This window comes from Desulfoluna sp. CYM3A, assembly GCF_056829965.1.
The window spans coordinates 5,850,926-5,877,880 of record NZ_CP186556.1 but is presented as its reverse complement, the minus strand read 5'-3'; the positions used below and the strand labels follow the sequence as shown (position 1 = coordinate 5,877,880).

The 26,955-nt window shown below is 59.2% G+C and carries 27 protein-coding genes and 2 pseudogenes; 11 read left to right on the top strand and 18 right to left on the bottom strand.

The window, feature by feature from the left end:
* Window positions 1–120 precede the first annotated feature (120 nt).
* The 3 genes from ACOYW1_RS29565 to ACOYW1_RS29555 all read left to right on the top strand — a co-directional run bounded on the left by ACOYW1_RS29565 (window position 121) and on the right by ACOYW1_RS29555 (window position 2,603).
* Window positions 121–1,254 (top strand): DSD1 family PLP-dependent enzyme, encoded by a 1,134-nt coding sequence (locus ACOYW1_RS29565; RefSeq protein ID WP_482420781.1) that lies wholly within the window; start codon window positions 121–123, stop codon window positions 1,252–1,254.
* 135 nt (window positions 1,255–1,389) lie between these two features.
* Window positions 1,390–1,620 carry an RNA-binding S4 domain-containing protein gene (locus ACOYW1_RS29560; protein ID WP_482420780.1) on the top strand — a complete coding sequence of 77 codons (231 nt, stop codon included), beginning with the start codon at window positions 1,390–1,392 and terminating at the stop codon, window positions 1,618–1,620.
* A 32-nt stretch (window positions 1,621–1,652) separates the two neighbouring features.
* On the top strand, window positions 1,653–2,603 hold the full coding sequence (locus ACOYW1_RS29555) for an iron transporter (protein WP_482420779.1): 951 nt from the start codon (window positions 1,653–1,655) through the stop codon (window positions 2,601–2,603).
* An 893-nt stretch (window positions 2,604–3,496) separates the two neighbouring features.
* Here the strand turns inward: ACOYW1_RS29555 and ACOYW1_RS29550 are convergent.
* From ACOYW1_RS29550 to ACOYW1_RS29490, 13 genes and pseudogenes are all read right to left on the bottom strand, one after another.
* Window positions 3,497–4,708 carry an aldo/keto reductase gene (locus ACOYW1_RS29550; protein WP_482420778.1) on the bottom strand — a complete coding sequence of 404 codons (1,212 nt, stop codon included), beginning with the start codon at window positions 4,706–4,708 and terminating at the stop codon, window positions 3,497–3,499.
* 421 nt (window positions 4,709–5,129) lie between these two features.
* A complete protein-coding gene (locus ACOYW1_RS29545) occupies window positions 5,130–5,279 on the bottom strand; it encodes a hypothetical protein (protein WP_482420777.1) in 150 nt (49 codons plus the stop codon).
* A pseudogene (locus ACOYW1_RS29540) lies at window positions 5,209–6,189 on the bottom strand (efflux RND transporter permease subunit). Before ACOYW1_RS29540 ends, ACOYW1_RS29545 begins: the two are co-directional and overlap by 71 nt.
* A 2-nt stretch (window positions 6,190–6,191) precedes the next feature.
* A complete protein-coding gene (locus tag ACOYW1_RS29535) occupies window positions 6,192–6,665 on the bottom strand; it encodes an efflux RND transporter permease subunit (protein WP_482420776.1) in 474 nt (157 codons plus the stop codon).
* 49 nt (window positions 6,666–6,714) lie between these two features.
* Window positions 6,715–8,228 (bottom strand): annotated as a pseudogene (locus ACOYW1_RS29530) (efflux RND transporter permease subunit); the annotation flags it as partial.
* A gap of 73 nt (window positions 8,229–8,301) precedes the next feature.
* Complete coding sequence (locus tag ACOYW1_RS29525; RefSeq protein ID WP_482423849.1) at window positions 8,302–8,907, bottom strand: efflux RND transporter periplasmic adaptor subunit; 606 nt, start codon at window positions 8,905–8,907, stop codon at window positions 8,302–8,304.
* Window positions 8,876–9,430 (bottom strand): hypothetical protein, encoded by a 555-nt coding sequence (locus ACOYW1_RS29520; RefSeq protein ID WP_482423848.1) that lies wholly within the window; start codon window positions 9,428–9,430, stop codon window positions 8,876–8,878. The genes ACOYW1_RS29525 and ACOYW1_RS29520 overlap by 32 nt, the downstream gene beginning before the upstream one ends.
* Before the next feature lie 575 nt (window positions 9,431–10,005).
* The gene (locus tag ACOYW1_RS29515) at window positions 10,006–10,425 is read right to left on the bottom strand and encodes a TolC family protein (RefSeq protein ID WP_482420775.1); all 420 of its coding nucleotides are present in this window, start codon (window positions 10,423–10,425) and stop codon (window positions 10,006–10,008) included.
* A gap of 94 nt (window positions 10,426–10,519) precedes the next feature.
* Window positions 10,520–10,819 (bottom strand): TolC family protein, encoded by a 300-nt coding sequence (locus ACOYW1_RS29510; RefSeq protein WP_482423847.1) that lies wholly within the window; start codon window positions 10,817–10,819, stop codon window positions 10,520–10,522.
* Window positions 10,753–11,160, bottom strand: a complete 408-nt coding sequence (locus ACOYW1_RS29505) for a TolC family protein (protein ID WP_482420774.1) — start codon at window positions 11,158–11,160, stop codon at window positions 10,753–10,755. Before ACOYW1_RS29505 ends, ACOYW1_RS29510 begins: the two co-directional genes overlap by 67 nt.
* Window positions 11,161–11,682: 522 nt before the next feature.
* Entirely contained in the window at window positions 11,683–12,060 is a 378-nt protein-coding gene (locus ACOYW1_RS29500) for a TetR/AcrR family transcriptional regulator (protein ID WP_482420773.1), read from the bottom strand.
* Between the two features lie 241 nt (window positions 12,061–12,301).
* Complete coding sequence (gene serB, locus ACOYW1_RS29495; protein ID WP_482420772.1) at window positions 12,302–13,519, bottom strand: phosphoserine phosphatase SerB; 1,218 nt, start codon at window positions 13,517–13,519, stop codon at window positions 12,302–12,304.
* 114 nt (window positions 13,520–13,633) lie between these two features.
* The gene (locus ACOYW1_RS29490) at window positions 13,634–14,971 is read right to left on the bottom strand and encodes a radical SAM protein (protein ID WP_482420771.1); all 1,338 of its coding nucleotides are present in this window, start codon (window positions 14,969–14,971) and stop codon (window positions 13,634–13,636) included.
* Between the two features lie 305 nt (window positions 14,972–15,276).
* On the opposite strand from ACOYW1_RS29490, the gene ACOYW1_RS29485 reads away from it, so the two are divergent.
* Both ACOYW1_RS29485 and ACOYW1_RS29480 read left to right on the top strand, forming a co-directional pair.
* Window positions 15,277–16,110 (top strand): class I SAM-dependent methyltransferase, encoded by an 834-nt coding sequence (locus ACOYW1_RS29485; RefSeq protein ID WP_482420770.1) that lies wholly within the window; start codon window positions 15,277–15,279, stop codon window positions 16,108–16,110.
* Window positions 16,111–16,215: 105 nt separating this feature from the next.
* Complete coding sequence (locus ACOYW1_RS29480) at window positions 16,216–16,665, top strand: CBS domain-containing protein (RefSeq protein ID WP_482414344.1); 450 nt, start codon at window positions 16,216–16,218, stop codon at window positions 16,663–16,665.
* A 109-nt stretch (window positions 16,666–16,774) separates the two neighbouring features.
* Here ACOYW1_RS29480 and ACOYW1_RS29475 read toward each other — a convergent pair whose 3' ends face one another.
* The 4 genes from ACOYW1_RS29475 to ACOYW1_RS29460 all read right to left on the bottom strand — a co-directional run bounded on the left by ACOYW1_RS29475 (window position 16,775) and on the right by ACOYW1_RS29460 (window position 20,503).
* A complete protein-coding gene (locus tag ACOYW1_RS29475) occupies window positions 16,775–17,953 on the bottom strand; it encodes a thiolase family protein (RefSeq protein WP_482420769.1) in 1,179 nt (392 codons plus the stop codon).
* Window positions 17,954–18,104: 151 nt separating this feature from the next.
* Window positions 18,105–18,521 (bottom strand): hypothetical protein, encoded by a 417-nt coding sequence (locus tag ACOYW1_RS29470; RefSeq protein WP_482420768.1) that lies wholly within the window; start codon window positions 18,519–18,521, stop codon window positions 18,105–18,107.
* Window positions 18,522–18,744: 223 nt separating this feature from the next.
* Window positions 18,745–19,674 (bottom strand): Clp protease/crotonase-like domain-containing protein, encoded by a 930-nt coding sequence (locus tag ACOYW1_RS29465; RefSeq protein ID WP_482420767.1) that lies wholly within the window; start codon window positions 19,672–19,674, stop codon window positions 18,745–18,747.
* Window positions 19,598–20,503 carry a 3-hydroxyacyl-CoA dehydrogenase family protein gene (locus tag ACOYW1_RS29460; RefSeq protein WP_482420766.1) on the bottom strand — a complete coding sequence of 302 codons (906 nt, stop codon included), beginning with the start codon at window positions 20,501–20,503 and terminating at the stop codon, window positions 19,598–19,600. Before ACOYW1_RS29460 ends, ACOYW1_RS29465 begins: the two co-directional genes overlap by 77 nt.
* 1,098 nt (window positions 20,504–21,601) lie before the next feature.
* Between ACOYW1_RS29460 and ACOYW1_RS29455 the strand changes: the two genes are divergently transcribed.
* From ACOYW1_RS29455 to ACOYW1_RS29430, 6 genes are all read left to right on the top strand, one after another.
* On the top strand, window positions 21,602–22,033 hold the full coding sequence (locus tag ACOYW1_RS29455) for a hypothetical protein (RefSeq protein ID WP_482420765.1): 432 nt from the start codon (window positions 21,602–21,604) through the stop codon (window positions 22,031–22,033).
* 40 nt (window positions 22,034–22,073) lie between these two features.
* A complete protein-coding gene (locus tag ACOYW1_RS29450; RefSeq protein ID WP_482420764.1) occupies window positions 22,074–22,796 on the top strand; it encodes an acyltransferase in 723 nt (240 codons plus the stop codon).
* A gap of 192 nt (window positions 22,797–22,988) precedes the next feature.
* The gene (locus tag ACOYW1_RS29445; RefSeq protein ID WP_482414340.1) at window positions 22,989–23,384 is read left to right on the top strand and encodes a hypothetical protein; all 396 of its coding nucleotides are present in this window, start codon (window positions 22,989–22,991) and stop codon (window positions 23,382–23,384) included.
* A gap of 18 nt (window positions 23,385–23,402) precedes the next feature.
* Window positions 23,403–24,296, top strand: coding sequence for a DUF1848 family protein (locus ACOYW1_RS29440; RefSeq protein ID WP_482420763.1), 894 nt, complete (start codon window positions 23,403–23,405; stop codon window positions 24,294–24,296).
* A 68-nt stretch (window positions 24,297–24,364) separates the two neighbouring features.
* On the top strand, window positions 24,365–25,381 hold the full coding sequence (gene dusB / locus ACOYW1_RS29435) for a tRNA dihydrouridine synthase DusB (RefSeq protein ID WP_482420762.1): 1,017 nt from the start codon (window positions 24,365–24,367) through the stop codon (window positions 25,379–25,381).
* Between the two features lie 435 nt (window positions 25,382–25,816).
* Complete coding sequence (locus tag ACOYW1_RS29430) at window positions 25,817–26,554, top strand: hypothetical protein (RefSeq protein WP_482414337.1); 738 nt, start codon at window positions 25,817–25,819, stop codon at window positions 26,552–26,554.
* 101 nt (window positions 26,555–26,655) lie between these two features.
* On the opposite strand, the gene ACOYW1_RS29425 is transcribed toward ACOYW1_RS29430, so the two are convergent.
* On the bottom strand, window positions 26,656–26,955 hold the full coding sequence (locus ACOYW1_RS29425; RefSeq protein ID WP_482420761.1) for an HNH endonuclease: 300 nt from the start codon (window positions 26,953–26,955) through the stop codon (window positions 26,656–26,658).

Genomic DNA, 26,955 nt, shown 5'->3' with positions numbered 1-26,955 from the left:
GGGATGACACACCGCAGGCTCAGGCGACATCTACATGGAGGCAGAGCCTCCGAGGCGTTCCAGGCGGAGCCTGGGAACGAAACAATGGTTAGAAACACGGGTCACATGGAGACAAAACCAATGCATCTGACGACACTGGAAACCCCTTGCCTGGTCCTGGACAAGGCCAAGCTGCAGAAAAACATCCGAAATCTAAGCGCGCGCATGAAGGCCCTGGGGGTGAACCTGAGGCCCCACGGCAAGACAGCCAAGAACATTGATGTCATGACCATGGCCCTGGAAGGGCAGGAAGGAGGCATCACGGTCTCCACCCTGAAAGAGGCGGAATACTATTTCGAAAAGGGCATCACGGACATCGTGTACGCCGTTGGCATTGCCCCAGTGAAGCTGCCCCGGATCTTTCGCCTCATGGACAAAGGGGCGGAGATCACCGTGCTCCTGGATTCTGCCGAGCAGGTGCGGTTCGTGGCCGAGGCTGCCGCTGAGCACGGGGTGACGGTTCCGGCCCTCATCGAGCTGGATTGCGACGGGCACCGGTCCGGCATCACACTGGAAGGGGACGATCTTATTGCCATCGGCACCCTGCTCCATAACGAGCACGGGGTCTCCCTCAAAGGCGTGCTCACCCACGCAGGGGAGTCTTACCAGTGCCGCTCCACCGAGGCGATCCGCGCCATGGCAGAGCAGGAGCGAGCCATGGCCGTGGCCTGTGCCGAAGCCCTGCGAGCATCCGGTCTCCCCTGCCCTGTTGTGAGCGTGGGTTCCACCCCCACCTCCAACTTTGCCGAAGACCTCACAGGCGTCACCGAGGTGAGGGCCGGGGTCTACATGTTCTATGATCTTGTGATGGCGGGTCTCGGGGTGTGCAAGGAAGAGGATATTGCCGTCTCGGTCCTGGCCTCGGTCATCGGCCACCAGAAGCGAAAGGGCTGGGTCATCACCGACGCGGGCTGGATGGCCATGTCCCGGGACAGGGGCACGGCAGCCCAAGCCCTGGACCAGGGCTACGGAAGGGTCTGCGGTGTGGACGGAGCCCCCTTAAGCGACCTCATCGTCTCCGGTGCCAACCAGGAGCACGGCATCGTCTCCCACAGAGAAGACAGAGAGATCCCCTGGGCATCCTGCGGCATCGGGTCCATGGTCCGCATCCTGCCCAACCACGCCTGCGCCACAGGGGCCATGTACGACCGCTACCATGTGGTGGATGAAACCGGAGAGGTCGTGGACACCTGGCACCGCGTCAACGGGTGGTAGGAAATGAATGGGTTCGCCCTGTTTTTCCCTGTTCTTTTGGTAACATTTCGTGTATTTCGTCTGCTCTATGGATAATCCGTACAAACCCAGGTGCCGTTGCGAAATCGGCACCCCACACATAAAGGACGACAAACCATGACCGAACTCATCGCCATCAGACAAGAGCCCATCGAACTCTTCAAAGTCATCAAACTCGCCAACTGGGTCGCGGCCGGGGGCGAAGCAAAATTCGTCATCTCCGAAGGGCTGGTGGAACTCAACGGCCAGGTGGAAACCCGCAAGGCCAAGAAAGTCTACAACAACGACGTGGTTACCTTTCAGGGGATGTCCTTGAAGGTGGTTGTCGTGGAGAGCCAGGAAGAGTAAACAGCGGAGCATCGCAGTCAAGGTTGGATAGCATGATAAGCAGGGCAACAGTTGCGCAAGCCGCCCGGGAGGGCGTCGCCAAGGGATGGTTCGGGTTTCTCTGGATGATGAAGATCCTCGTCCCCATCTCCTTTTTTACCCTGGTGCTGGACTACACCGGCATCATCACAAAGCTCGATTTTATCCTCTCCCCGGTGATGGGGTTTCTCTCACTGCCCCCGGTGGCGGCCCTGCCCCTGATCATTGGCCTGCTCACCGGCATCTACGGGGCTGTTGCCGCCATGCTCGTACTGCCCATGGCCCCGGAACACATGACCCTGGTGGCCATATTCCTCCTCGTCAGCCACAACCTGATCCAGGAGAGCGCCATCCAGGGACAGGCCGGTCTTAACCCGGTGAAAGCCACCCTCCTGCGCCTCACCACCTCGATCATCACCGTGGCCATCTGCGCCCTGGTGCTGAACCCGCCGGATGTTGTGCCTGCAGGCGCAGGCCTTGCCGCAGCTTCCAAAGGGGCCTTTGCCCCCCTTGCCAGGGCGTGGGCCATTGCAACCGCCGCCCTGGCCGCCAAGATCCTGGCCATTATCATGACCATCATGGTGGCCCTCCAGATCATGAAGGCCGGAGGGGCCATCCCCGTGATCCTGCGCCCCCTGGGGCCCTTTATGTCCGTCATGGGCGTGGACAGGAAAATGGGCATCCTCTGGCTCACCGCCACCCTCTTCGGCCTCTCCTACGGGGCCGCCGTCATCGTGGAAGAGACCAAGGAGAACGCCTTCACCGACCAAACGGCCACCCAGCTCCACCTCTCCATCGGCATCAACCACGCCATGATCGAAGACCCCGCCCTCTTTCTTCCCCTGGGCATAGGCGCGTTCTGGCTCTGGGTCCCCAGGCTCATCGCCGCCATCACCGCTGTGCAGCTCCTGAACCTGTGGCACCGCATCCGGTCACCCCGCACCAGGGAAGCCAAGGCAGCTTAGGCAAACGCCGGCGTCCATGGTTCCCCCGGACATGATGGGCACGGCGCCAAGACCGTCCCCATCCCAACGGATTCGGCTTGGCCTTTGCCCATCCTACGCACCTTCGGCATATCCACCACGGTCGCCCTGTGACATCCGTAGGATGGGCAAAGCGGAGCGTGCCCATCTTTGCACCATGAACCCGCACCACCCAAAAGCCATAACATATTGGGTCCCACGCACAACATCCCCAGCACGGGCATCTTCACCACACGCGATGGGCACGGCGCCAAGAGCGTCGCCATGCCAACGGGCTCGGCTTGGCCTTTGCCCTCCTTACGCGCCTCGGCATATCCACCACGGTCGCCCTGTGACATCCGTAGGATGGGCAAAGCGAAGCGTGCCCATCTTTGCATCATGAACCCGCACCACCCCAAAGCCATAACATCCCGACATGGGCACCGTCACCACACGCGATGGGCACGGCGCCAAGAGCGTCGCCATGCCAACGGGTTCGGCCTTGCCTTTGCCCATCCTACGCACCTTCGGCATATCCACCACGGTCGCCCTGTGACATCCGTAGGATGGGCAAAGCGGAGCGTGCCTGCTTGCTCGGTGAACCCGCACCACCCAAAAGCCATAACATCCCGACATGGGCACCGTCACTACACGCGATGGGCACGGCACCAAGAACGTCGCCATGCCAACGGCTACGGCCTTGCCTTTGCCCATCCTACGCACCTTCGGCATATCCACCACGGTCGCCCTGTGACATCCGTAGGATGGGCAAAGCGGAGCGTGCCCATCTTTATTTCATATGCGATGGGCACGGCGCCAAAACCGCCGCCATGCCAACGGTTACGGCCTTGCCTTTGCCCATCCTACGCATCCTCGGCTTATCGCCACAGGTCGCTTTAATCAGCCGATTTCAACCCCATCATCTTCCTGGCCGCGACCAGACGCTCTGGCAGGTGCTCGTCTTCCAGTTCGTCCACCAGCTCAGAGAGGACTTCGGGGATGTCGATGTGCTGGGGGCATTTATCCAGGCACTCCCCGCACTGGACGCACTGGGACGCGTAACCTGTGCCACCGGGCCTCAGGACGCCGCCGAGGCGAAGGGCGTAGAGAAACTTTCCTTCCTCTTTCTTTCCGAACAGGTGCACCTTGTTGAACACTTCAAAGGCCGCAGGGATCATGACCCCGACCGGGCAGGGCATGCAGTACCCGCAGCCGGTGCAGCCCACGCGCATGATCTCATGGTAGGTGTCGGCCACCCGGTTCACCAGCTCACACTCTTCGGGGGTCAGGGAACCGGGCAGGGCGATCTCTGCGATGGCAAGATTCTCCTTGATGTGGGCTTCGTCGTTCATGCCCGAAAGGACTACCGTCACCTCGGGGCGGTTCCAGACCCACTGCAGGGCCCAGGCCACGGGCGTGCGGGAGACCGGCGCCTCGTCCCAGATCTTTTGGATGGCCGGAGGCGCCTCGGGGGCCCCTAAGTTCCCGCCCCGCAAGGGCTCCATGATGATCACGCCCAGGTTCTTTGCGGCCGCGTATTCCAGACCTTCGGTGCCGGCCTGGTTCTCCTGGTCCAGAAAATTGTACTGGATCTGGCAAAAGGTCCAGGGGTAGGCGTCCACAATGCGTTTGAAATCCTCCACGCTGCCGTGGAAGGAGAACCCTGCGTTCTTGATTCTGCCATCGGCAAGGGCCGTATCCATGAAATCGATAACACCCAGGCTCTCCAGCTTATCCCAGCTTTTGCCGTCCAGGGCATGGAGCAGATAATAATCGATGCAATCCACCCCGAGCTTGTCCAGCTGGGTGTTCAGGTACGTGTCCATCTCCCCGCGGTTATTGACCAGCCAGGAGGGCAGCTTGGTGGCGACCTTCACCTTGTCCCGGTAGCCGTCTTTCAGGGCACGGCCCAGGATGGTCTCGCTCTGGCCGCCGTGGTAAGGCCAGGCCGTATCCAGATAGTTGACGCCGCTGTCCACGGCAGACCGGATCTGCCGGATGGCCCGGTCCTCATCCACCTGGCCCTCTTCGGTCATGGGCAGGCGCATGGCCCCGAACCCCAGGGCGGACAGCCTGTCGCCCGTTTGCGGAACATGCCTGTACTGCATGGTTTCTCTCCTTTATCGTCGGTATGGTGTGGGATATCGTTTGCCGGATTTTCGCTTGTGGGAAAGTATCCCGTTAAATGTGACGTCAGTCAACCGGGCCCTGTTGGCTTTTTCCCGTGCCCCGCAGTCTGCGTGCTCTTTTCCTCAAGAATTCAAAAGCTCGAACAGCCAGGAAAAACATGGTGCCCTGATGAGACGTCGGGTGGGCCAGCTCCCTGAAAGGGTGCCGTTCTACTTTAGGGCATAGCCAACGTGTCCTAAAAAAACGGGGCGAATTGGCATCACGCCAACCGCCCCGTTTTTGCAGGAGATTTATCTTCCCAAAGGGTGTTCAAGCCTTCAGGCGTCAACAACCGGCAAGAAAGCCGCTTGAATCACAGGTACGATGAAAAGGCAAAAACCGGCCCTGCATGGTTTGGCATCAATCCTCCATATCCATGGACACCGCCGCCTTTTCGGCACCAGCCCCTTTGCCGCGCCTGAGTGTGTTGAGCGCCGCCTCACTCACACGCTGGCTGAGGACATAAAATACCGGCACAAAGAAAATCAGGAGGATGGTCGCCGAAACCATTCCGCTGAATGTTGCCGTCCCCAGGGCCTGGCGGCTTTTCCTCCAGCCCGGAGGCGATAAGCAAGGGGACGAACCCCATGATCATGGCAAGGGCCGTCATCAAAATGGGACGAAACCGGATGGTGGCGGCTTTCATGGCCGCCTCTGTGATGCTATCGCCTTCATCCCTGGAGGCCTTGGCAAACTCCGTGATAAGAATGGCCGTCTTGCACGCCAGGGCCACGAGAAGCACCAGGCCGATCTGGGTGTAGACGTTGATGTCCAGCCCCCTTAGGAAAACGGCGTCCACACAGGAGCGCCAGGGGCACGGCAAGGATCACCGACAGGGGCAGCGTCCAGCTCTCATATTGGGCGCAGAGCACCAGGTAAACGCAGAGGATGGCCATGAACAGGGCCACCAGGGTTTTGCCCCGTGAAATTTTCTCCTGGTAGGACATGTTGGTCCACTCATACCCCATCCCCGGGGAGAGGGTTTTGCCTGCCAGCTCCTCCATGATGTCCATCACCTCACCGGAACTGACGCCGGCCGCCCCTGCCCCGTGAGAAGGGCCGACGGGTAGAGGTTGTAGCGGCTGATGATCTGGGGCCCGAAGCTCTCCTTCACATGGGCGAGGGTCCCCAGGGGAACCATCTTGCCATCGGCATTTCTCACCTTCAGGCTCGACACCTGCTCAGGGGTCTCCCGGTAGCGGGCATCGGCCTGGACCCGAACCTGGTATGTCTTGCCAAAGAGGTTAATATCGTTGATGTAGACCGAACCCAGGTTGGCCTGCAGCGTGGCATACACATCGCTCAGGGAGACCCCCAGGGTTTTGGCCTTGGTGCGGTCCACCTCCACCTCAAGCTGGGGCACATTGGCCCGAAAGGTCGAAAACGCACGGGCCAGCCTCGGGTCCTGGGCTGCGGCCATCATCAGGTTGGTGGTCTCGCGCTGGAGTGCATCAAGCCCCAGGCTCCTGCTGGTCCTGAACCTGCATGTTGAAGCCGCCGGCGTTGCCCATGCCGAGAAAATAGCCAGAGGGGAAAGGCAAAAACAAAGGCATCCTGAATCGGTGCCACCGCACGTCGCACCTCAGCCAGCACCTCGTCCACCGTCACCTTGGAATGAGCCCGCTCCTCCCAGGGGTCCAGGACAATCCAGAACGCGTTGGAGGCGTGAGAGGTGCTGTCCATGATGGAAAACCCTGCAATGGAGAGATGGTGATGGATACCGGGAATCGTGGAAAGCTTCTTGTTGATAACATCCACCACCTCTTTGGTGCGCTCCATGGACGCGGCATCCGGAAGCTGGACGCCCATGAGGGCCCACCCCTGGTCTTCGTTGGGAACAAACCCCTTGGGCAGGGTCACGAACCCGTAGCTTGCCACCATGGGTGATGCCCGCAAACACAAGCACCATCACCATGCCGCGGCGTAAAAGCATCGCCACGACCCGGCCGTAAGCCCCCTGGACCTTGTCGAAGAACCTGTTGAAGCCCCGGGCAAAGAGATTGGACCCGGAGGATTTTGTCGGGCGCAACAGAAGCGCGGAAAGTGCAGGGCTCAGGGTCAGGGCGTTGATGGCCGAAAACACCGTCGCAACGGTAATGGTGATGGCAAACTGGCGGTAGAGCTGCCCCGTGGCCCCGCCCATAAAGGCCGTGGGGACAAAAACCGATGCCAGCACCAGGGTGGTTACCACAATGGGCCCGGTCACTTCCTTCATGGCAAGAATGGCCGCTTCCCTGGGGGGGACCCCTGTTTCATCGAGGTGACGCACCACGTCTTCCACCACCACGATGGCGTCGTCCACCACGATACCGATGGCAAGGACGATGCCGAAGAGGGACAGCATGTTGATACTGATCCATGGCGTACATCACGGCAAAGGTCCCGATGAGAGAGACCGGAATGGATGCCATGGGAATAAGAATTGCCCGCCAGTTCTGTAGAAACACAACGATTACCAGAATAACGAGGGCCACGGTGATCAGAAGGGTTTCGAGGACCTCGTCAATGGACTCATCCACAAAGGTCGTGGCATCAAAGGTAACAATGTGCGCCATCCCTTCGGGGAAGTCCTTTGAGAGCTCATCCATGAGCCCGCGGACCTCATCGGCAGCCGCCGGGCATTGGCCCCCGGCTGAAGAGTCAATCCGATGGCTGCGCTGGGGTAGCCGTCGAGGTTGGTGAACATCACGTAGTTCTGCCCGCCGAGTTCCACGCGACCGATGTCCTTCAAGCGCACCAGGCGCCCGCCGGGGAGGGTCTTGATGACGATGTCTTCAAACTCGGAAGGGTCATCCAGACGGCCTTGAACGGTGAGTGTGTATTGATGTGACACATCCCTGTCCGCAGGAAGCTGGCCAAGCTGGCCCGCGGCCACCTGCACGTTCTGTTCCCGGACCGCGGCCAGCACATCCGTGGTGGTCAGCCCCCGTGCGTCCATCAACTCGGAATCGAGCCAGATGCGCATGGCGTAGTCACCGACATCGTAGGTGCTGACATCCCCCATCCCCTCGACTCGCTTGAGCTTATCCACAAGATGAATCGAGGCATAGTTGCTCAAATAAAAAGCATCATACCGGTTATCGGGGGAGACAGGGCGATGGACGCAAAGATGTTTGCCCCCCGTTTTTTCACGGAAAGGCCCATGCGCTGGACCTCCTCGGGCAACTGGGACTCCACCTGCGCCACCCGGTTCTGGACGAGCACCGAGGCCACGTCCATATCGGTCCCCCCCTCAAAGCTGATGTCGAGGGAATACTCTCCGTTGTTGGTGCTGGTGGACGACATGTAAAGCATGCCATCCACACCGTTGACCTGGTTTTCAATGGGCTGGGCAACGGTTTCGGCGATGACCTTTGCGCTGGCACCGGGATAGGTCGCCGACACCTGAACCCGCGGCGGCGCGATTTCCGGGTACTGTTCAACGGGAAGCAGCTTGGCGGTGATAACCCCCATCAACATGATCACGATGGACACCACCGTGGCGAAAATGGGGCGATCAATAAAAAAACGGCTAAACGCTGGGTATTATCTCCTAAACAGACGGGGTTTCGGCTTTTGTCCGTACCGAAGCGGTTTCATTCTCTTCCATGGGGGTAACGGGCAAGCCTTTCCTGGCCCTCTGGTTCCCATTGATGATAATGCGGTCATCCCCGCCGATTCCGCTGGTGACCACCCGCATGCCGTCCACCAGCCCCCCAAGGTAACCTTCGGTGCACCACCGTGTTGGTGTTGTCGGCAACCAGCAGAAAGTCTCCGCCCTGGTCCCTTCCAGGGCCGTGTCGGGAACAAGCAGGGCCATGCGGGCGCCCCCCACGGGAACCGCAATGCGCGCGAAAAGGCCGGGAAGAAGTGTGCCGTCCCTGTTGTCGAAAACGGCCCGCACCCTGAGTGTGCCGGTCTCGCCGTCCACATGGGTCCCGACATAATCGATGGTTCCGGTCACCCCGGGGGTGTCGTTGCCGGAAAGCGAGAGCGTCACAGGGGCTCCTTTGGTAATCGGAGAGGCCGTGTCCCCAAGCTGGCGATACCGAATCACCTCTTTTTCGCTCACCATAAAATGGGCATACACCTGGTCATCGTTCACAATGGTGGCAAGCTCCGTTCGCTCACCTGCGCCCACAAGGTTGCCCAGATCCACCAGGTTCCGTCCGATGTGCCCGCTGATGGGAGCCGTGGATCGGGGTCTGCAGGACAAGCTCAAGCTCAGCCCGGTTCACCGTGGCCTTTGCAGCCGCCACCGCCGCCTGTGCCGTGGAGAGGGTCGCCTGAGCTTCCCTCACCGCCACTTCACTGACCGCCCTGTTTTTAAAGGCCAGCTCACGCCGCTGGCAGGTGGTCTCGGCCAGCTTCAGCTCTGCTTTTCGGATCACAAGGGCTGCCCTGGCCTCTTCCAGGCGCGCCCGATACGGATCATCATCAATGGAAAAAAGGAGATCCCCTTTTTTGACGCGTGCCCCCGGGACAGAAAATGCATCGTGTCCAGGGTACCCTCCACACGGGCCCGTATGGTCACAAAGGCCAGGGCCTCTGTGGAGCCCGTAAATGAATCGTAATGGGTGACCTGCTGTTGAAGCGGCTTGCTCACGGTCACAGACGGGGGAGCCGGGGCCGGCAGGGATGCCAGTGGCCTGCTCCCGGGAGCAGCCGACAAAGCCCGACATCGAGGCTGCCAGAATAATGAAAATGGGTAATGTATGACGAAAACGTGTGGTCATTTTTTTCTCCTTATGTTGCCTCCGGCGGGCAGGGGATGATCCCCTGCACCCCATAAGGCGAAGGCATAATGGGTGACAATCTGTAAAAGCTGTCGGGCATTCGCGTGAAGTGTGAAACGTGGCAACCTCCTTTGGGTATAGGCCGGTTTCACTAGTCGCGTTTCGATTCGATGAAGACAGCGTTGCCTTACCGGTAGATGCGTGTGACACCAGACGCATACACCAACGGCTCTTGTGTCGGGCGAAGCCCAAACGAAGGCTTTTACGGCTTTTCCCGAGAAACGAGGGGGACATCGCAAAGGCAATCAGCTTTCGAGGTTTTTCGTGACAGTGGCTTTGCCACCCGCGCCGCCCGAGGCAGGCTTTGAGGGCTGCCAGTCCTCCACCGAGCGCCTTGTACAACCGCACAAAATTGGCGGCGCTATCGCCTCGCGCGGCGGCCAGTTGATTTTCAAAGTTAAACTGATCGCGCTGAGCATCCAGCACGGGCTGAAAGTCCAAGACGGCCCTGGGTGTAGAGATCAGGTGGAGGCCGCCGAACGGCGGGCTGCCGCCACCGAGCGCTCCAGGGCCGCCAGACGGACCCGGTCTTCCACATAGGCTTTCAGGGTGTTTTCCACTTCCCGAAGGCCATTTAGAACGGTCTGCTCATAGGTAAAAAGGGCTTGCCTGGTGACGGCGTCCTGGGCTTTGACTAAGTTTTTGAGGCGCCCTCCGGAAAAGATATTCCACCGCAGAGAGGGCCCGAAGGAGAAGGCCCGGCTGGCCGCATCAAACAGATCTGCGGAGTCCACGGATTCAAACCCGAAGGAACCGGTCAGTGAAAAACTGGGGTAAAGGGCAGCCGTGGCAACGCCGATGCGGGCGGTTTCGGCGGCCAGCCGACGCTCCGCCCTTCGGATATCCGGCCGTTGCCGCAAGAGGTCGGCGGGAACCCCCACGGTGACCCTCGCCGGGGCAACGGGATGGGCTTGGACGCCATGAGTTCCTCATGGAGGGATCCTGGGGCTTTGCCCAGCAAAACGGCCAAGTTGTTCACACCCTGGGAGATGGCAATGCGAAGCGGTGGGACCTCGACTCAGCCCTTGCCAGGAGGCTTGTTGCCTGAGCAAGATCAAGGTTGGTGGCCAAGCCGTGGGCCAACCGCGATTCGGTGAGGGCCAGGACCTCTTCCTGTGAGGTGATGTTGGCCTCTGCAGCGGCCAGGCGGGCCTGGGCGGTGCGCACATCAAGGTAAGTGATGGCCACCTGGGCGTAGAGGGTAATCATCACATCGGTGCGGTCCTCTTCGCTGGCCTGGTACTCTGCTTCGGCAGCCTCAACGGACCGCCTGATGCGCCCGAAAAGGTCGAGCTCCCCCAGCTGGCCCCGATGGCCGGAGCGTAAAGGGTGTCTGTGCTGCCGGTTCCGCCGACGTTTTCGCTCTTGCGACTCCTGGTGACGCCCACCGAGGCATCCACCGTCGGGAGGCGATCCCCACGGACCACGCCAAGGCGCGCACGCGTCTCTTCCACCCGGGCCATGGCGGTGAGAAGATCCCGGTTGTTCTCCGCCGCCTCTTTGATGTACCGGGAAAGCAAGGGGTCTTGAAAAAGGGTCCACCACTGCTCAACCTGGCTCCTGCCGGGCAGAACAGCAGGGTCCGGGGGTTCATGCCAGCTGGCCCCCACCTCCATCTGGGGGGCCCTTGTAGTCCGGCCCCACCGTGGCGCACCCCGCCAAAAGAGCAAGGGCGAGCACCGGCAGGAGCTGCCGCCATGGGATAGGCCTGGGTAAACGAAAGATCATGATACGGTTCTCCATAGTTGCAGGGTAAGACCCCCATCGTTCAAACATCGATCGAATATTCATTCGATTTTATAGATTGAATATTCATTCGACAGCAAGACAAAAAAAGTCCCCGCACAAGCGGGGAACACTCTAATTTATACGCGACCTTTCCTCACGGACAGGACGCGACACGCCTCCGGGCACTGAGCGGGTCAGGGCGACATCATGCCCCTACCTGCGAATGGCCTCCCAGAGGGCTTCGATGATTCGATCCACCAGCTCATCGGAGAGTTCTATAAAACCAACGCTTTGCTTCTCGGCAAGGGGTGTTCGCCACATCGCTTATAAGGGTCCCGATGACATCATCCGGAAAATCTTTGATGATCATCTCGTCCCTGGCCCTTTGGACGATATCGATGAGAGGGGCGTTAGAGACGCACCTCCTCCTCCTGCATTTCAGACGTATAATAGGGGGAGGTGTAGAACTGCTGCACGAAACAGGTTTCCATGGGATGTCTCAGGCTGTATCGAAAACACGACTCGCAGATGGACTTCATCTGGGCACTCAGGGGCTGTAAGATATCAAGCTCCTGATAGATCGCAGCCACAGCCTTCTCTTTTAATAAACGATACAGCTCCAGAATCAGCTCATCCTTTCCGCCTTTGAAATAATGATAAATGATTCCGGTGCTGACGCCGGCCTCCTTGGCCACCTTGGACATGGCCGTTCCGTGGAAACCGTTTTCAACAATGAGGCGAAGGGTCGTCTCAAAAATTGCATGTCGTTTATCGTCGATATGATCCATAGGGTCCTTCTCAATCCCGAACTGAGATTGAACGTTCGTTCGGTGCGTATAATGGGCAAAATCAATGCCGATGTCAAGACAAAATAGCGTTCCAACATCGCTGCACAGAGCCAGCGGGACGAACCGTCAGCCCAACAGTCCTCAATCATTTGAATGCATTGGCCCACCAATCGTTCTAATCTTCACATATGTGCCTTTTTGAAACTCCGTTAAAAAACGCCCCGCCGGGGACACCCCGGCCCTATATCAACGTATCCCGATCTCTAACGCCCACCAGATACAAAATACTGTCGAGGCCAAGGGTGGAGATGGACTGGCGGGCGCCCTGTTTCACCACGGGTTTGGCGTGGAAGGCGATGCCGAGGCCTGCCAGGTTGAGCATGGGCAGATCGTTGGCCCCGTCACCCACGGCAATGACCTGCTGGAGGTTGATCTCCTCTTTTTTGGCGAGCATCTGGAGGAGCTCGGCCTTTTTGGCGGCGTCCACGATGTCCCCCACCACCTTGCCGGTGAGTTTGCCGTCCTTGATCTCCAGCTCGTTGGCGTAGACGTAGTCCACGCCCAGCTTTTTCTGGAGGATCCGGCCGAAATAGGTAAAGCCCCCTGAAAGGATGGCGGTTTTGTAGCCGAACTGGCGGAGGTTGGCGATGAGGCGCTCAGCCCCGTCGGTCATGGGGATTCGCTCGGCCACTTTCTGCATGCTCTCTTCTGAGAGCCCTTCCAGGAGCCCGAGCCTGCGCCGCAAGCTCTCCTTGAAATCGATTTCGCCCCGCATGGCCGATTCGGTGATGGCGGCCACCTTCTCCCCTACCCCGGCTTCGGCGGCCAATTCGTCGATGACCTCGGCCTGGATGAGGGTGGAATCCATGTCAAAGGCCACCATGCGGCGATTTCGCCTGTAGGGGGTCTCCTCCTGCAGGGCGATGTCGATGCCCAGGCGAGAGGTGATCTCCAGGAATTTTTTGCGGATTCCCTCCAGCTCGTCGGGGGTGCCGCGCAGGGAGAGTTCGATGCAGACCGGCTTTTCGGTCTTCTCCACGTCGGTCAGGGGCATGCGGCCGGACAAGCGGGTCACGCCGTTGATGTTGAGCCCGCTCTCGGCCAGGACCCGGGTCACCTCGGCCATGTGCACGGCCGTGACCTTGCGGCCCAGAAGGGTCACGATGTACCGCTTCTTGCCGGAGGCCGCCACCCAGTCCCGGTATCGGGCATCGGAGATGGGCCGAAATTTTACGTTGATGTCCAGATCGTGGGCCGCAAAAAGCACCTCTTTGACGATGGGTGCCGCCTCATGCTTGACAGGAATCCGAATGAGAATACCCAATGAGAGATTATCGTGGATCACGGTCTGGCCCATGTCCAGGATCTCCACATCGTATTCAGCCAGAATACCTGTCATTTGTGCGGCAAGGCCGGGCTTGTCCTGGCCGTAGATATGGATCATGATCAATTCGTGCATGCTGGGCTCCGATGGGGATGATACGTCACGGGTTGTTTGGATGAAATTATTGTCTCAGACGGCGCATTATATAGCATTCCTGAGAGGGTATGAAAAGGTGCGATGCGTCCTAATTTAAAGTCTCTGGATCAGGTAAACATAGGCGGGAAGCCCGCTTGCTTCCTTGATCTCGTGGAACATGGGCAGCACCTCTTCGCGGCGCTGGGTCTCCACCAGGGGCGAAAGATAGACGCAGCCCTTGGCCCCCTCTTCCCGGGAAACCGACCCCAGAAGCGCCATGATGGATGCGTGATGGGCTTCGGAAAAGGTGGTGCCCAGAAGAAAATTGGCGGTGACGTTCACCGACGGGTAGCGGGCGTTCACCGCCACCATTTTGTGCAGGGCCTCGGTGACCATGGCCGCGGTAATGGGCTTGCCGAGCATCTTCAGGGTGTCGTCGTCCGCGGATTCCAGGCCCAGGTTGATGTAAACGGTGCAGGGCAACGCCTCAAGGGCCTTGAAGGTCTCGTCCCCGGCCTTGGAAAACGAGGCGCAGCTCCCAAAGAGAAACACCGAGGGGGGCGCCCCTTTGGATACCCCGAAGCCAAAGGCCTCACAGGCGGTCTGCGCAGCATGGGCCACCCGCTCTCCACCCGCGGCCAGGGCGTCGTGATCCCCCAGGAACAGGGCGTTAAAGTTTTGGAGGCTTGAGCCGTAGTACCCCTTCAGGGCCTCGATCTGGGCGGCGATCTCCTCGTCGCTCCTGGGGGCAAAGGGAGCCCGGGATTTCACCGAGCAGAAGCGGCACTTGTAGAGGCAGCCGTCGGCGATGTTCAGGGGGATCACCTCGTAATCCACATGGCGGGTGTCCGGGGGCAAAACGCTCACCCGGCCGCCGATGATGCGGTGCAGGTCTTCGGCCCGCCGGATCAGGGCCGAGTCGTCGTTGGCTTCGATGACCAGCTCCACAAAGGCGCGCATCTCAGGGGCCAGTCCCTCAAGTGAGGTGGTGCAGAGGGTCCCGTAGACCTGGGACCAGGCGGAAAAAGCCCGGGCAATGCCCGGCTCCGTGTACGGGGTCATCTCCCGGATGGCGTTGCTCTCATAGGAGAGGCAGGGCAGGTAGTCCTCCCCCACCCAGTCCTTCACCCGGCCCTGGCCCCTGTCCAGACCCACGGAGTAGTAAACCCAGTCGTTGCCCCAGCTCCGCTTCAGCCACTCCCAGGGATGGGGCCAGGCCCGCGTCAGCCCGCGCATGTAGCGGATCTCTCCGGTGGGGTTGAAGTGAAAGGCAAACTCCCGGCTCCGGATCTCGCCATAGAGCCCGAAACGCGCCGGGTAGGTCCCCTTGGCCGTGGGAATGGCCCCCCTAGTGTTGATAATCACCACCAGGTTCCCCAGGCAGCAGGAGCTCATCTCATCATCGTCCATCACCGATTCCGGCTGTTGATTCAAATCCGTGGTCACCGTCATGAACTCTCTCTCCTAACGGGGGCTGTTCATACATTAAGGGGATAAATAACGCACCAACCATACAAGAGATTGACATGTCCATCCACCACATTTATAGTCAGCGGATCATGAAAACCATCTAAGACATATCCCCTTCTCTCTATTTGGGACGCGCGGTGGCCAAGGCCCGGGACCGGTGAGGTGCGCCTTTACGACAGAGCCCCGCCTTTTATTTACGCGCCGCCCCTCCTGCACCGTATGTCATCTTCAACATAAGACAATTCCGGCACCGCTCCGTCAAAGGACGGCCGGACCATGAGGTTTTCATGAACATCAAGCAACTCATCGACGCATCCAAAAAGCCCGAACTCTACGCCCCTGCGACAGCCACCATGTGGGACGACCCGTACATCGGGGCCCGGCTCCTTGAAACCCACCTGAGCCAGGCCACAGACCTCGCCAGCCGAAAAGAGTCGACCATCACGGACACGGTAAACTGGATCCTGGGTCAGGCCCCGGACAACCCCCTTAACATTCTGGACCTGGGCTGCGGCCCCGGCCTCTACTGCGACAAGCTGGCCCGGCTCGGCCACAGGCTCACCGGAATGGACATCTCCGCCACCTCCATCAAATATGCCCGGCAAGCCGCCCGGAAAAGCGGGCTGGAGATCTCCTACCTGAACCAAAACTACCTGGAGCTGGACCATGACAGCCGGTACGACCTCATCATCATGATCTTTTGTGACTTTGGGGTCCTGACTCCTTCACAGCAGAACCGCCTCCTTGCAAAGATCCACCGGGCCCTGGTGCCGGGCGGGGTCTTTGTCTTTGACGTCATGAACGAAGGCGTTCTCGCCACCCTTCCCGAGCCGCAATGGGAAGCTTCGGACAAGGGATTCTGGAGGGACCGGCCCTACCTCGCCCTGTCCCGGTCCTTTTGCTATGAAGAGCAAGGGGTATGCCTCAGCCAGCATATCGTGGCGGATGAATCCGGCTCGGTGGATACCTACCGCTTCTGGACCCATACCTTCTCCCACGAAACGCTGCACCGCCTGCTGTCGGCCCGGGGGTTCCGAAACATCAGCTGCCATGACGGGCTCTTGCCCGACAGCGATGCCCACCGATCCCGTGACGTGACCTTCTGCGTCACCCGCAGGTAAGCCCCGGCGCATGTGCTACGGGAGTCATTGACAGATACAGGAGCCCAGGCCTAAACTAAGGAAAAGCAAGATAAGGAAACGTTGATACCGAAGGAAGGGCGGCCCATGAACATTTCAGAGATCATGTCCAAGCGAATCGTCACCGTGGAACTCGACGACACCCTGCGGGTCGTCCGGGATATCTTTGCCAACGTGGCCTTTCACAACCTGCTGGTGGTGGAGAACAAACGCCTCTACGGCGTCCTCTCCGACCGGGCCCTGCTCAAGGCCCTCAGCCCGAACCTGGGCACTGCCGCAGAAACTCAGGAAGACCGGGCCACCCTGAACAAGAAGGTGCACCAGGTAATGAGCCGCGAGCCCATCACCCTGCCCCGGAATGCTTCGGTGCGGGATGCCGTGCGCCTGTTCAACACCGAGACCATCACCTGCATCCCGGTTGTGGACGACGACAACCGGCCCGTGGGCATCATCAGCTGGCGGGACATCATCAAGATGCTGGGGGCCATGATCGAAGAAAAATCCAAAAAGCACCGCTGTCCCCACGCCCGCGGGTAAAAGCCCGCCACACGCCATACCTTAAATCAGATAAAAAAAAGGGCCGCCTCGCACAAGCGAGACGGCCTATAACTTGCAATCAACGGATCTCCCTGAAGGGAGGCATCAATTAGAAGCCTTCAACCCTTTCAAAGATGGCGCATGCGCCCATACCGCCGCCGATACACATGGAGACGATACCGTACTTGCCACCGGTACGCTCCAGGTTGGCAATGAGGGTAGCGGTGAGCTTGGCACCGGTACAACCCAGGGGGTGACCCAGGGCGATGGCGCCGCCGTTGAGGTTGATCTTGGACTCGTCGAGGCCCAGCTCTTTGATGCAGTGCAGGGACTGGGTAGCAAAAGCTTCGTTAAGCTCGATGACGTCGATGTCTTCAACCTTGAGGCCAGCTTTTTCCAGAGCCTTGGGAATGGCGTACTTGGGACCAACACCCATTTCGTCGGACTTGCAACCGGCTACGGCGTAAGTCACGAGCTTTGCAAGGGGCTTGAGGCCGAGACGCTCGCATGCTTCCTTGCTGGCAAGGAGGGTAGCGGCAGCGCCGTCAGTGGTCTGGGAAGAGTTGGCTGCGGTAGCCACGCCACCGGCCTTGAAGGGGGAGTTCAGTCGGGCGATCCCTTCAACGGTGAGTGCCGGCGCGAACGCCGTCGTTTCGACCATGAAGGTCTCTTTCTTGAAGGTACCGTCAGCCTGCTCAACAAATTTGTATGCGGGAACGGGTACGATCTCGGTGAAGTAGCCTTTCTCCTGAGCTTCAACCGCCTTGTTTACGGAGCGAACTGCGAACTCATCGCACTCCTGACGGGTGATGCCGTAACGGTCAGCCACGTTCTCAGCGGTTACACCCATGGAGATGTAAGCCTCGGGCTTAACTGCGGAGAATTCAGGGTGAGGGCGGGGAGTGTGACCACCCATGGGAACGTAGGTCATGGACTCAAGACCGGCACCCATGGTGAGATCAGACCAACCGGCCTGGATACGAAGGGAGGCCAGGGCGATGGCTTCGATGCCGGAAGCACAGAAGCGGTTCACGGTGGCACCGGACACTTCGTCGGGGAAGCCAGCCATCTGGGCTGCGACACGGGCAACGTTAAGGCCCTGCTCACCTTCGGGGAAGGCGCAACCGCACATGACGTCGTCGATCTCGAGGGGATCAACCCCAGCTTTTTCGACACAAGACTTCATGATAAAGGAGAGGAGGTCCTCAGGACGGGTCTCCTTGAACTGACCCCTCTTATTCTTACAACCAGGCGTTCTCACTGACTGGACGATGTATGCATCTCTCATGTTCTATTCCTCCATTTTCCTGATGCCCTCTTTTCCTGCATCCGCCGGAGTGAGGCACAGGGCGGGCGACCCGCCCTGTGCGTCACGGCGTGATGCATGTACTCTTCACAGGCATCGAAATTGAACGTAAGGCTATTGGCCAACCCGGCTATTAGTTACGGAGAGGTTTGCCGGTTTTCAGCATGTGCGCGATACGGGCAACGCTCTTCTCTTCCTTGAGGAAGTCGATGAAGGCTTCACGCTCGAGCTTGAGAATGGCTTCTTCGCTCACTTCGGTGCCGGACTTCACGTCGCCGCCTGCGATAACGTAGGCGATGCGCTTGGCCAGCATGGCGTCATGCTCTGACAGGAACCCACCGTTGAGCATGTTGAAGATCTCTGCGTTGACCATGCCGTAACCTTCGCGGCCGATAACGCGGACTTTCTTCTTCATGGGGGGTGCATACCCGTCTTCCACCATACGCAGGACCTCTTTCTTGGCTTCGCCGATGAGGAGATCGCGGTTCATGACGATGCGGTCCTTGGTGGGGGAGAGGTGACCGTTTGCAACGGCGCCTGCAGCACTCATGGAGACAGCCGCCATGGCGATCTTCATGAAGGTGGGGATGAAGAGCTTGGCAAGGTCGGTGTCTTTGTCGGTCCCTGCGGGAAGAGAGGTGATGTACTTCTTCCAGAGGTTAAGGCAACCGCCGCCTGCGGGCAGGAGGCCAACACGGAGCAGGATCTGTACAGCTCGGAGTGGGCAACGATCTTGTCAGCAGAGAGGCACACTTCGCAACCGCCGCCGAGGGTCATGCCGTAGGGGGCAGCCACAACGGGGAAGGAAGAAACCACGGCCGGCAGAGCATACCCATCTGGCCTTTTTCGAGGAAGGCGTCGAGCTCGTCGTAAGCCTTGTCTTCTGCTTTCTTGAGAACGAAGGCGAGGTCTGCACCGGCGGAGAACGCACCGGGCATGCCGCCGGCCTGGTTACCGATAACAAGGCCTACACCGTGCTCATCTACGTAATCCAGGGCGCCGCCCATGAAGTCGATGATTTCGCCGTTGAGGGCGTTCATCTTGGTGGTGAACTCGAGGCAGTAAACGCCGTCACCGATGTCAACGAGAGAAGCAGAGGGGCAAGAGAGAGCCACTTTGCCGTCTGCCTTGGCAGCAGCCAGGGACAGAGCGGAAGCTGACAGGGGTACGTCTACGTAAGCAGCCTTGTCGAAATCGTAGTACTGGGGAATACCCTTTTCTACGCGGTAGAAGCTCTCAACGCCTGCGTCGAGCATGGCTTTTACTTTGGCGGAGACGGGGAGCCCTTCGGCTTCCATCTTCTCAACGGACTTGCGTACGCCGATGGCATCCCAGGCTTCGAAGGGACCTACATCCCAGCCGTAGCCCCACTTCATGGCGTTGTCGATCTCAACCAGGGAGTCGGCAATCTCGGGAATGCGGTTGCCACAGTAAGTCATGGCGTTGGCGGTGCACTTCCAGACAAACTTGGCGCCTTTGTCGTCGCCGTACACGATGGCCTGCATCTTCTCTGCGGGGGTAGCGGCCTTTTTGGCAGCGTCCAGGCAGGGGAAAGAGGGCTTCTCGATGTCGATGTACTCGCCGGTGGCGGGGTCAAGCTGCTTCTTGAAGCGCTTGCCGTTCTCGTCACGGCCTTTCTTGTAGAAGCCTTCCTTGGTCCAGCTTGTTGTCGGCGAGCATCTTCTTAACGAAGTCGGGGACAACAACGGTGTCGCGCATTTCGTCGTCGGGGCAGAGCTCGTAGGAGTTGTCGGCGACGTGAACCATGGTGTCGAGACCTACCATATCGGCGGTGCCGAAGATGGCGGTACGGGGACGACCCATTGCGGGACCGAGCAGTGCGTCGGCTTCGGCCATGGTGATGTCGTCTTCAACAACGGCCTGGAGTACGCGGCCGATGCCCTGGATACCGATACGGTTACCGATGAAGTTGGGGGTATCCTTGGCCCAGACAATCCCTTTACCAAGGTATACTTCGCCGAAGTTGGCGATGAAGTCGAGGACTTCCTGCTTGGTCTCCGCTCCGGGGATGAGCTCCAGAAGGTGCATGTAGCGGACGGGGTTGAAGAAGTGAGTGCCGAGGAAGTGCTCTTTGAAACCTGCGGAGAGGCCGTCAGAGATCTTGGCAAGGGGAATACCGGAGGTGTTGGAGCTGATGATGGCATCGGCTTTTCTCACCTTGTCGATACGAGCGAAGAGTTCCTGCTTGATCTTCAGGTTCTCTACAACCACTTCGCAGATCCAGTCGCAATCGGCGAGCTTGTCGAAGTCGTCGGTCAGGTTGCCGGTCTCGATGAGAGCAGCGTCCTTCTTGGTCATGAACAGAGACGGCTTGGCAGCCAGAGTGGCTTTCAGACCGTTGTCTACCATGCGGTTACGTGCCGCAGGGTCGTTCTTTTCCTCATCGGTGAGGTCAAAGGGGACGATGTCCAAAAGGAGCACCTTCACGCCTGCAGCAGCCAAGAGAGCTGCGATGCCGCCGCCCATGATCCCGGACCCGATCACTGCAGCTTTTCTGATTTTTCTACTCATAATTCCCTCCTGTGCATAATAAATTACAATCACGCCATGAAATGAATGATCGTTCAATTTATATATTGACAGTGAATGTTGTAACAGACCGATTATTTGTATGTCAAGAGAAAACAAGTCTCTTTCAATTGCCTCTTATCAGGACATGCATAGGCCTTAATATATGGTCTTTTACAAGTTTTTTTCTCCCTTTTAATCGCTTCGGCACATACTTTGTATACATACCATTTAAGTCAATGATACCAGGTGAATGAAACATCATTCAACAACCGCTTCCCGGACAAAGAAACCCCGGGTAACCCTCCCACTTCAATCCGGATATCCAAGTTCCCCCTTGATTCCGACACCCCCTTCTGCTAAACATCATCGGTATATTTTACCAATCGGTACAACACCCTGATCTGCGGGACCCGGACCCGACCGGAACCCCTTTGCAGAGCAGATGAGCTGGGAAAGTGAGGTGGCGTTCATGGAGTTTAAAAGATTGGACAAGGACAGGGTGGCGACCCTGGATCTGGAATCGGTGGCAGCCTCGTGGTTGCAACCAACTCCCCTCGGGCGAGATTCCCTGGAGCGACGGAGACAAGACCGACCCCTGGGATCACGTGGAATCGGCCATGGGCCTGTCCGTGGGCGGCCACATCGCTGAGGCGCGCAAGGCCTTTGCCTGGCTGGCCGCCATGCAGCTGGACGACGGAAGCTGGTATGCTTCCTATAAGAAAGGTGTGCCCGAGGACCAAACCCACGACTCCAACATGAGCAGCTATGTGGCCGTGGGGGTTTACCACCATTTCCTTATTACAAAGGACCGTCAGTTCCTCGCCGATTACTGGCCCACCCTGAAACGGGGCCTCGACTTTGCCCTCTCCCTGCAGGCCCCCGGCGGTGAGATCCACTGGGCAACCAGCCCGGACGGGGAAGTGGACCCCATGGCCCTGCTTACGGGCTCCAGCTCCATTTTCATGAGCCTCAAGTGCGGGCTGGCCATCGCCCGCGAGCTGGGCCACGACATGCCCAATTGGTCCGAAGGCCTCCGCCGCGTGCGGGAAGCCATCCGCACCGGCCGACGCTACCAAAGTCACCAAGTCCCGCTTCTCCATGGACTGGTTCTACCCCATCCTCTCCGGCGCCCTCACCGGGGCCGAGGCCCAGAAGCGGCTGGACAAGTACTGGAAAAAATTCGTCGTGGAGGGCCAGGGGGTGCGGTGCGTCTCCGACGAGCCCTGGGTTACCGTTGCCGAGACCGCCGAGTTCATCCTCGCCCTGTCCGCCATGGGCCACAGGGACAAGGCCGAGATCATCTTTGACTGGATCAAGGACTCCCGGTTTGACGACGGCTCCTACTGGTGCGGCTACACCTTCCCGGACATGGTAATCTGGCCCGAAGAGAAGCTCTCGTGGACCAACGGTGTGATGCTCATGGCGGCCGACGCCCTTTTTGACCTGACCCCGGCCGGGCGGCTCTTCTCCCATGACTTCTGGGCATCCCACGAGGCCCTGGCAGGCGAGAGCTTTGCCGAATGCCTGTAACCGAATAGAATCAACCCCACACTGCGCCGGGACGTTTGACGTGAAAAAAGACCACAGACCCTATTGGCTGAAACGCCTCTACATCCTGTTTCAGAAATACTATGCAAACCGATATATCCGCCCCCAGCTCGACTTCATGGGCCGGGGCGGCGCTTATATGAAACCCTGGCACCTGGAACTCTTCGGCGGCCCCGTCCGCATCGGCTCCTACCCCACGGTCATCGCCGCACCGGACCGAAAGGTGCGCCTCACCGTCTGGTCCGCCGACCCCGACGTCAAAGGCATCACCATCGGCGACTACTGCCTGGTCTGTCCGGGGGTGCGCATCCTGGCCGCCTCGGAGATCACCATCGGCGAGAGCTGCATGATCGCCAGCGGCGCCTACATCACCGACTCGGACTGGCACGGGATCTACGACCGCAGCCTGCCCATCGGCAAGACCTGCCCTGTGGTTCTGGAAGAGAACGTCTGGGTGGGGGACAGCGCCATCATCTGCAAAGGGGTGCGCGTGGGAAAAAACAGCATCATCGGCGCCGGAGCCGTGGTGGCCTCGGATATCCCGGCAAACGCCATCGCCGTGGGCAACCCGGCACGTGTCGTCAAGTACCTCGACCCCGACACCAAGCTTCGTACCCGGGGCGAATGGCTCTCAAATCCCGGTCAGCTGGCCCGGGAATTCGATATCATCGATCGGGATCAACTCCGCGGGAACTCCGTGATCGGATGGGTGCGAGCCCTTCTCTTTCCCCGCCCCGGGGACTGAAAAGCAGGCCTCGGACGGCCGGTGTCCCGCACCGAACAAGGCTGTTGTTCCCGACGCGGTATCCCATGAATACCAAAGCGCATCTTTTCGATTTCCAATTTGGCGAAAAAGGTGCATAATGCAATTTCGCAAAAAAGGGGCTTTTGCCTTTTTTTCATTGTAAAACACCCGGTTGGAAGCAAGGAGCGTGACATGTCCGGTAGCATGACGTTCGAAAAGGACATCGTACTGATCTATTACGAAGACACCCCCCTGGCCTTCGCTCGTATTGAGGAGATCTGGGAAGATGACAAACCCGATTGGTTCCACGTCAAACTGCTCTTTCTGCAGATTCCCGTGCACTCGGCGACCTGGATCCTCAAGGGGGCGTACATCGATGGGGACGAATTCACCATGGGCGGCAAGCGCATGCGCCTCGAAAAAGTCGTCTGCCCCGAAGTGGACCAGGACGAGGAGTGGGACGACGAGCCCCTGACCGAGATGCAGGAAGTGCCCGCGATGGAGGAACACCTCGCCGTCAACGACGCCGAGCCGTCACCGCAACAGCCCGATGCCAAAGTGATTCAGTTCCCCTTCGGGAACAAGTAGCCCCTTTCGGAAAGGTGGATGGCAACACGCAGTTCCAAACGACACGTCCTCTCCGTTTCCCGGCGCAGCGATATCCCGGCCCACTACCTGGACTGGTTTATGGACTCCGTCGCAGCCGGAGAGGCCCTCGTTGATCACCCCTATACCGGTGAAACCCGGCGGGTTGCCCTCACCCCGGAGAGCGTTCATACCCTTGTGTTCTGGACAAAGGACATCGGCCCCTTCCTGAAAAGGGGCTGCGATGACAGCCTCCGGAATAAAGGGTTTCATCTCTACTTCAACCTCACCGTCAACAGCACGGACAGACTTCTGGAACCCGGCGTCCCCCCCCTGGACCGCCGCCTGGAGGCCATGGTCGAGCTCTGCCGTCGCGTGGGCCCGGACGCCGTGGCCTGGCGCTTTGACCCCATCTGCCACTACCGGGACGCAACCGGTACCCCCTGCGACAACCTCCACGATTTTTCCCGCATCGCAAAGGCGGCCCGCGACGCCGGGATCCGCCGCTGCATCACCAGCTTCGCGGATCTCTACCCCAAAGTGGTTCGCCGCTGCCGGGCCGCGGGAATCGAGTTGACGGATCCTCCCATCCATGAGAAAGTAGCCGTCGCTTTGCGCCTGAACCGGGAGCTGCAAGCCCTCGACATCGATCTGTTTACTTGCTGTGAGAACGCGCTCCAGGACGCCCTGCCCTTCGGCAGCGGCATCACGCCGTCCGCATGCATCCCCGGGCCGCTCCTGGCCGGGCTCTACGGGGGCGATCTCTCCCTTGCACGGGACTCGGGCCAGAGAAAAGAGGCCGGGTGCCGGTGCACCCAAAGCAAAGATATCGGCTCCTACACACGGCACCCCTGCCCCACGGGCTGCCTGTACTGCTACGCCAGTTCCGCGAAGGCTCCTGCCCCCAAGGCTTAAGGGACGGCGCATTCGCCCGCAAAAAACAAACGCCCGGGCAGGGTACGCCCGAACCATAGAGACGAGAGATGACACGTTTTACCATTGGAAACATCAAGCTGGACAGCCCCACGGTGATGGCCCCCCTGGCCGGCATCACCAACCTCCCCTTCCGCCTCATGGCCAAAGAGATGGGGGCCGGCCTCGTGGTCTCGGAGATGGTGAGCGCCAACGGCCTCATCTACGCATCGGAAAAGACCTACCGCCTCATGGACAGCCGCCCCGAAGAAAAGCCCCTGTCCATCCAGCTTTTCGGATCGGACCCGGCCATGATGGCCGAGGCGGCCCGACGCGTGGAGGCCGCAGGGGCCGAGATGATCGACATCAACTGCGGCTGCTCCGTCAAAAAGGTCCTCAAGACCGGTTCGGGCTCGGCTCTCATGGGCGAACCCGCCCTGGCCAGAGAGATCTTCAAGGCCGTCAGGGACGCCATCACCATCCCCCTCACCGTCAAGATGCGCTCAGGCTGGGACGCCTCCGGGGACGACGCCCTGCTTTTGGCACGGTTTGCCGAAGAGGCGGGAGTCGATGCCGTGGCTGTCCACCCGCGCACCGCAAAGCAGGGCTTTCGCGGTCATTCGGACTGGTCCGTCATCAAGCGGGTCAAGGAGGCCATGGGTATCCCTGTCATCGGCAACGGCGACATCCTCACCCCGGAGGACGCCCTTCGCATGTTCGAAACCACCGGCTGCGACGCGGTGATGATCGGACGGGCCGCCATCGGCGATCCAGCCCTGTTCAAACGCATCAACGCCCTGTTATCCGGGGATATCGTAAAGCCGTCACTGGTTGACCACTTCGCCATGATGGAACGATACTTCACCGACACCCTCGACTACTTTACCGATGAATTTATCGCCTGCAAGACCATGCGAAGCCGCCTGGGATGGTTTGTCAAAGGCCTGCCCGGATGCAGCAGTTTCAGGAAAAGGGCCGTTACCCTGTCAACGCGGGAAGAAGGGCTCTCCCTCATCCGTTCCTATAAGGAGAAACTCTGCCACGGCGAGATGCATGAAAAGGTGGTGGCCACCGGACTCTTCGATTAACAGCCCCGTTTAACGGGGCTGTTCGCGATTTACCTCCTCATTTTCTCCCTTCTTTTTTCTAATATACCTTATCAAAACGTACCCTCTGCGAATACTCATCACTTCCTAATAATCGCCTAAAAAACGATTCCGTTTGACACCATGAGAAATATCTGTTACCAAAAAAAATCCGCATAAAAAGAGAATTGTCGCCCCAGAAGGGACGGCAAACGTTCCCGGACGACATGCCCATCCCATGGTGAGTTTGCCGATAAAGGAATGATTTATCACCGCAATTTTTATGACGGCGCCACCCCGGAGCCACCCGATGCCTGCCTTGATCGCACGCCGGGCGACCCCGCATCGGTAACACATATTTCGCCGATTCACATGACGCCGAGCAACATCTTTTGCCATAGGAGTTGCGCACCATCACCAGGCACAGGAGTATTTTTCATGAGCGATTTTCTCCAATCCATTCGCAACCAGTCCAAAGACAAGCGATACCAGCACAACCACCAGTCACGCCGTCCCTACGATCACAACAACGGCGGTCACTCCAATCACCACCACAACCAGCAGAACCATCACAACAACCAGCAGCAGTACCAGAACAATCAGAACAACAGCAACAACTACCACAACCACCATCGCAACAATAACGACAACCAGAACAACTACCACCGGAACAACGACAATCGGCGGTACCACCAGCGGCCCCGCAACGACTACGCCCAGAAGGATGAAAACCTCGGCCTCATCAAAGACCTCCTGGAGACCATGGTGACCCAGCAGAACCAGGCCATGGAGATCCACGAGCGCAGAGCCATCGCCGAAGAGCGCAAGGCCGAGGCCATCGAAGAGATCGCAAGCATCATCAGTTCCCTTGCAGGGGCCGAATTCCCCACCATCGACAAGGTTGTCTCCGGCATTGACGCCGTGGCCCGTGAGTACGAGGACGAGCTGGGCCTTGTGGACGAAGAGCCCATGGACGACCTCCCCGAGCAGGAGGCTGCCCCGGCCGCCGAGATGTCCAAGGACGAAATCATCGGCATGATCCACAAAATGCGCGCCCAGGGCTCCACCTACAACGAAGTGGCCGCCCACCTCACCGAGCTGGGCCTGCCCACCTTCTCCGGTCGCGGCAAATGGCACGCCCAGACCATCCATCGGCTCTGCCAGCAGGAAGGCTAAAGACCTCCGTCCCCAAACAAAAAAGGCCGGTACCCTGGAGATATCCAGGTACCGGCCTTTTTTTATTCGTCTTTACGCCATGGGGAGCGACCCGCGTCATTTTATACGCTGCTTTTTTTCACACCCTCCAGCCACGCGTCCCACTCCATGGGCAGCAGCTGTTTCTTCTTGGTGTTGCATGTCTTGCAGCAGGGCACCACATTGCCCTTGGTACTCATTCCGCCCCGGGCCACAGGGTCCACATGGTCCATGGTCAGCTCCGCCGGTTTCACCGGCTGCTCGCACCAGTGACACACGCCCTTGGCGCAGCGGCGCTTCCACCACTGGCTCTGGCGAAGCTCCCGCGCCTTTCGCCGCTCTCGCTTGATGTGCGCTTCATCGGCACCAATAAACCAGTCCAT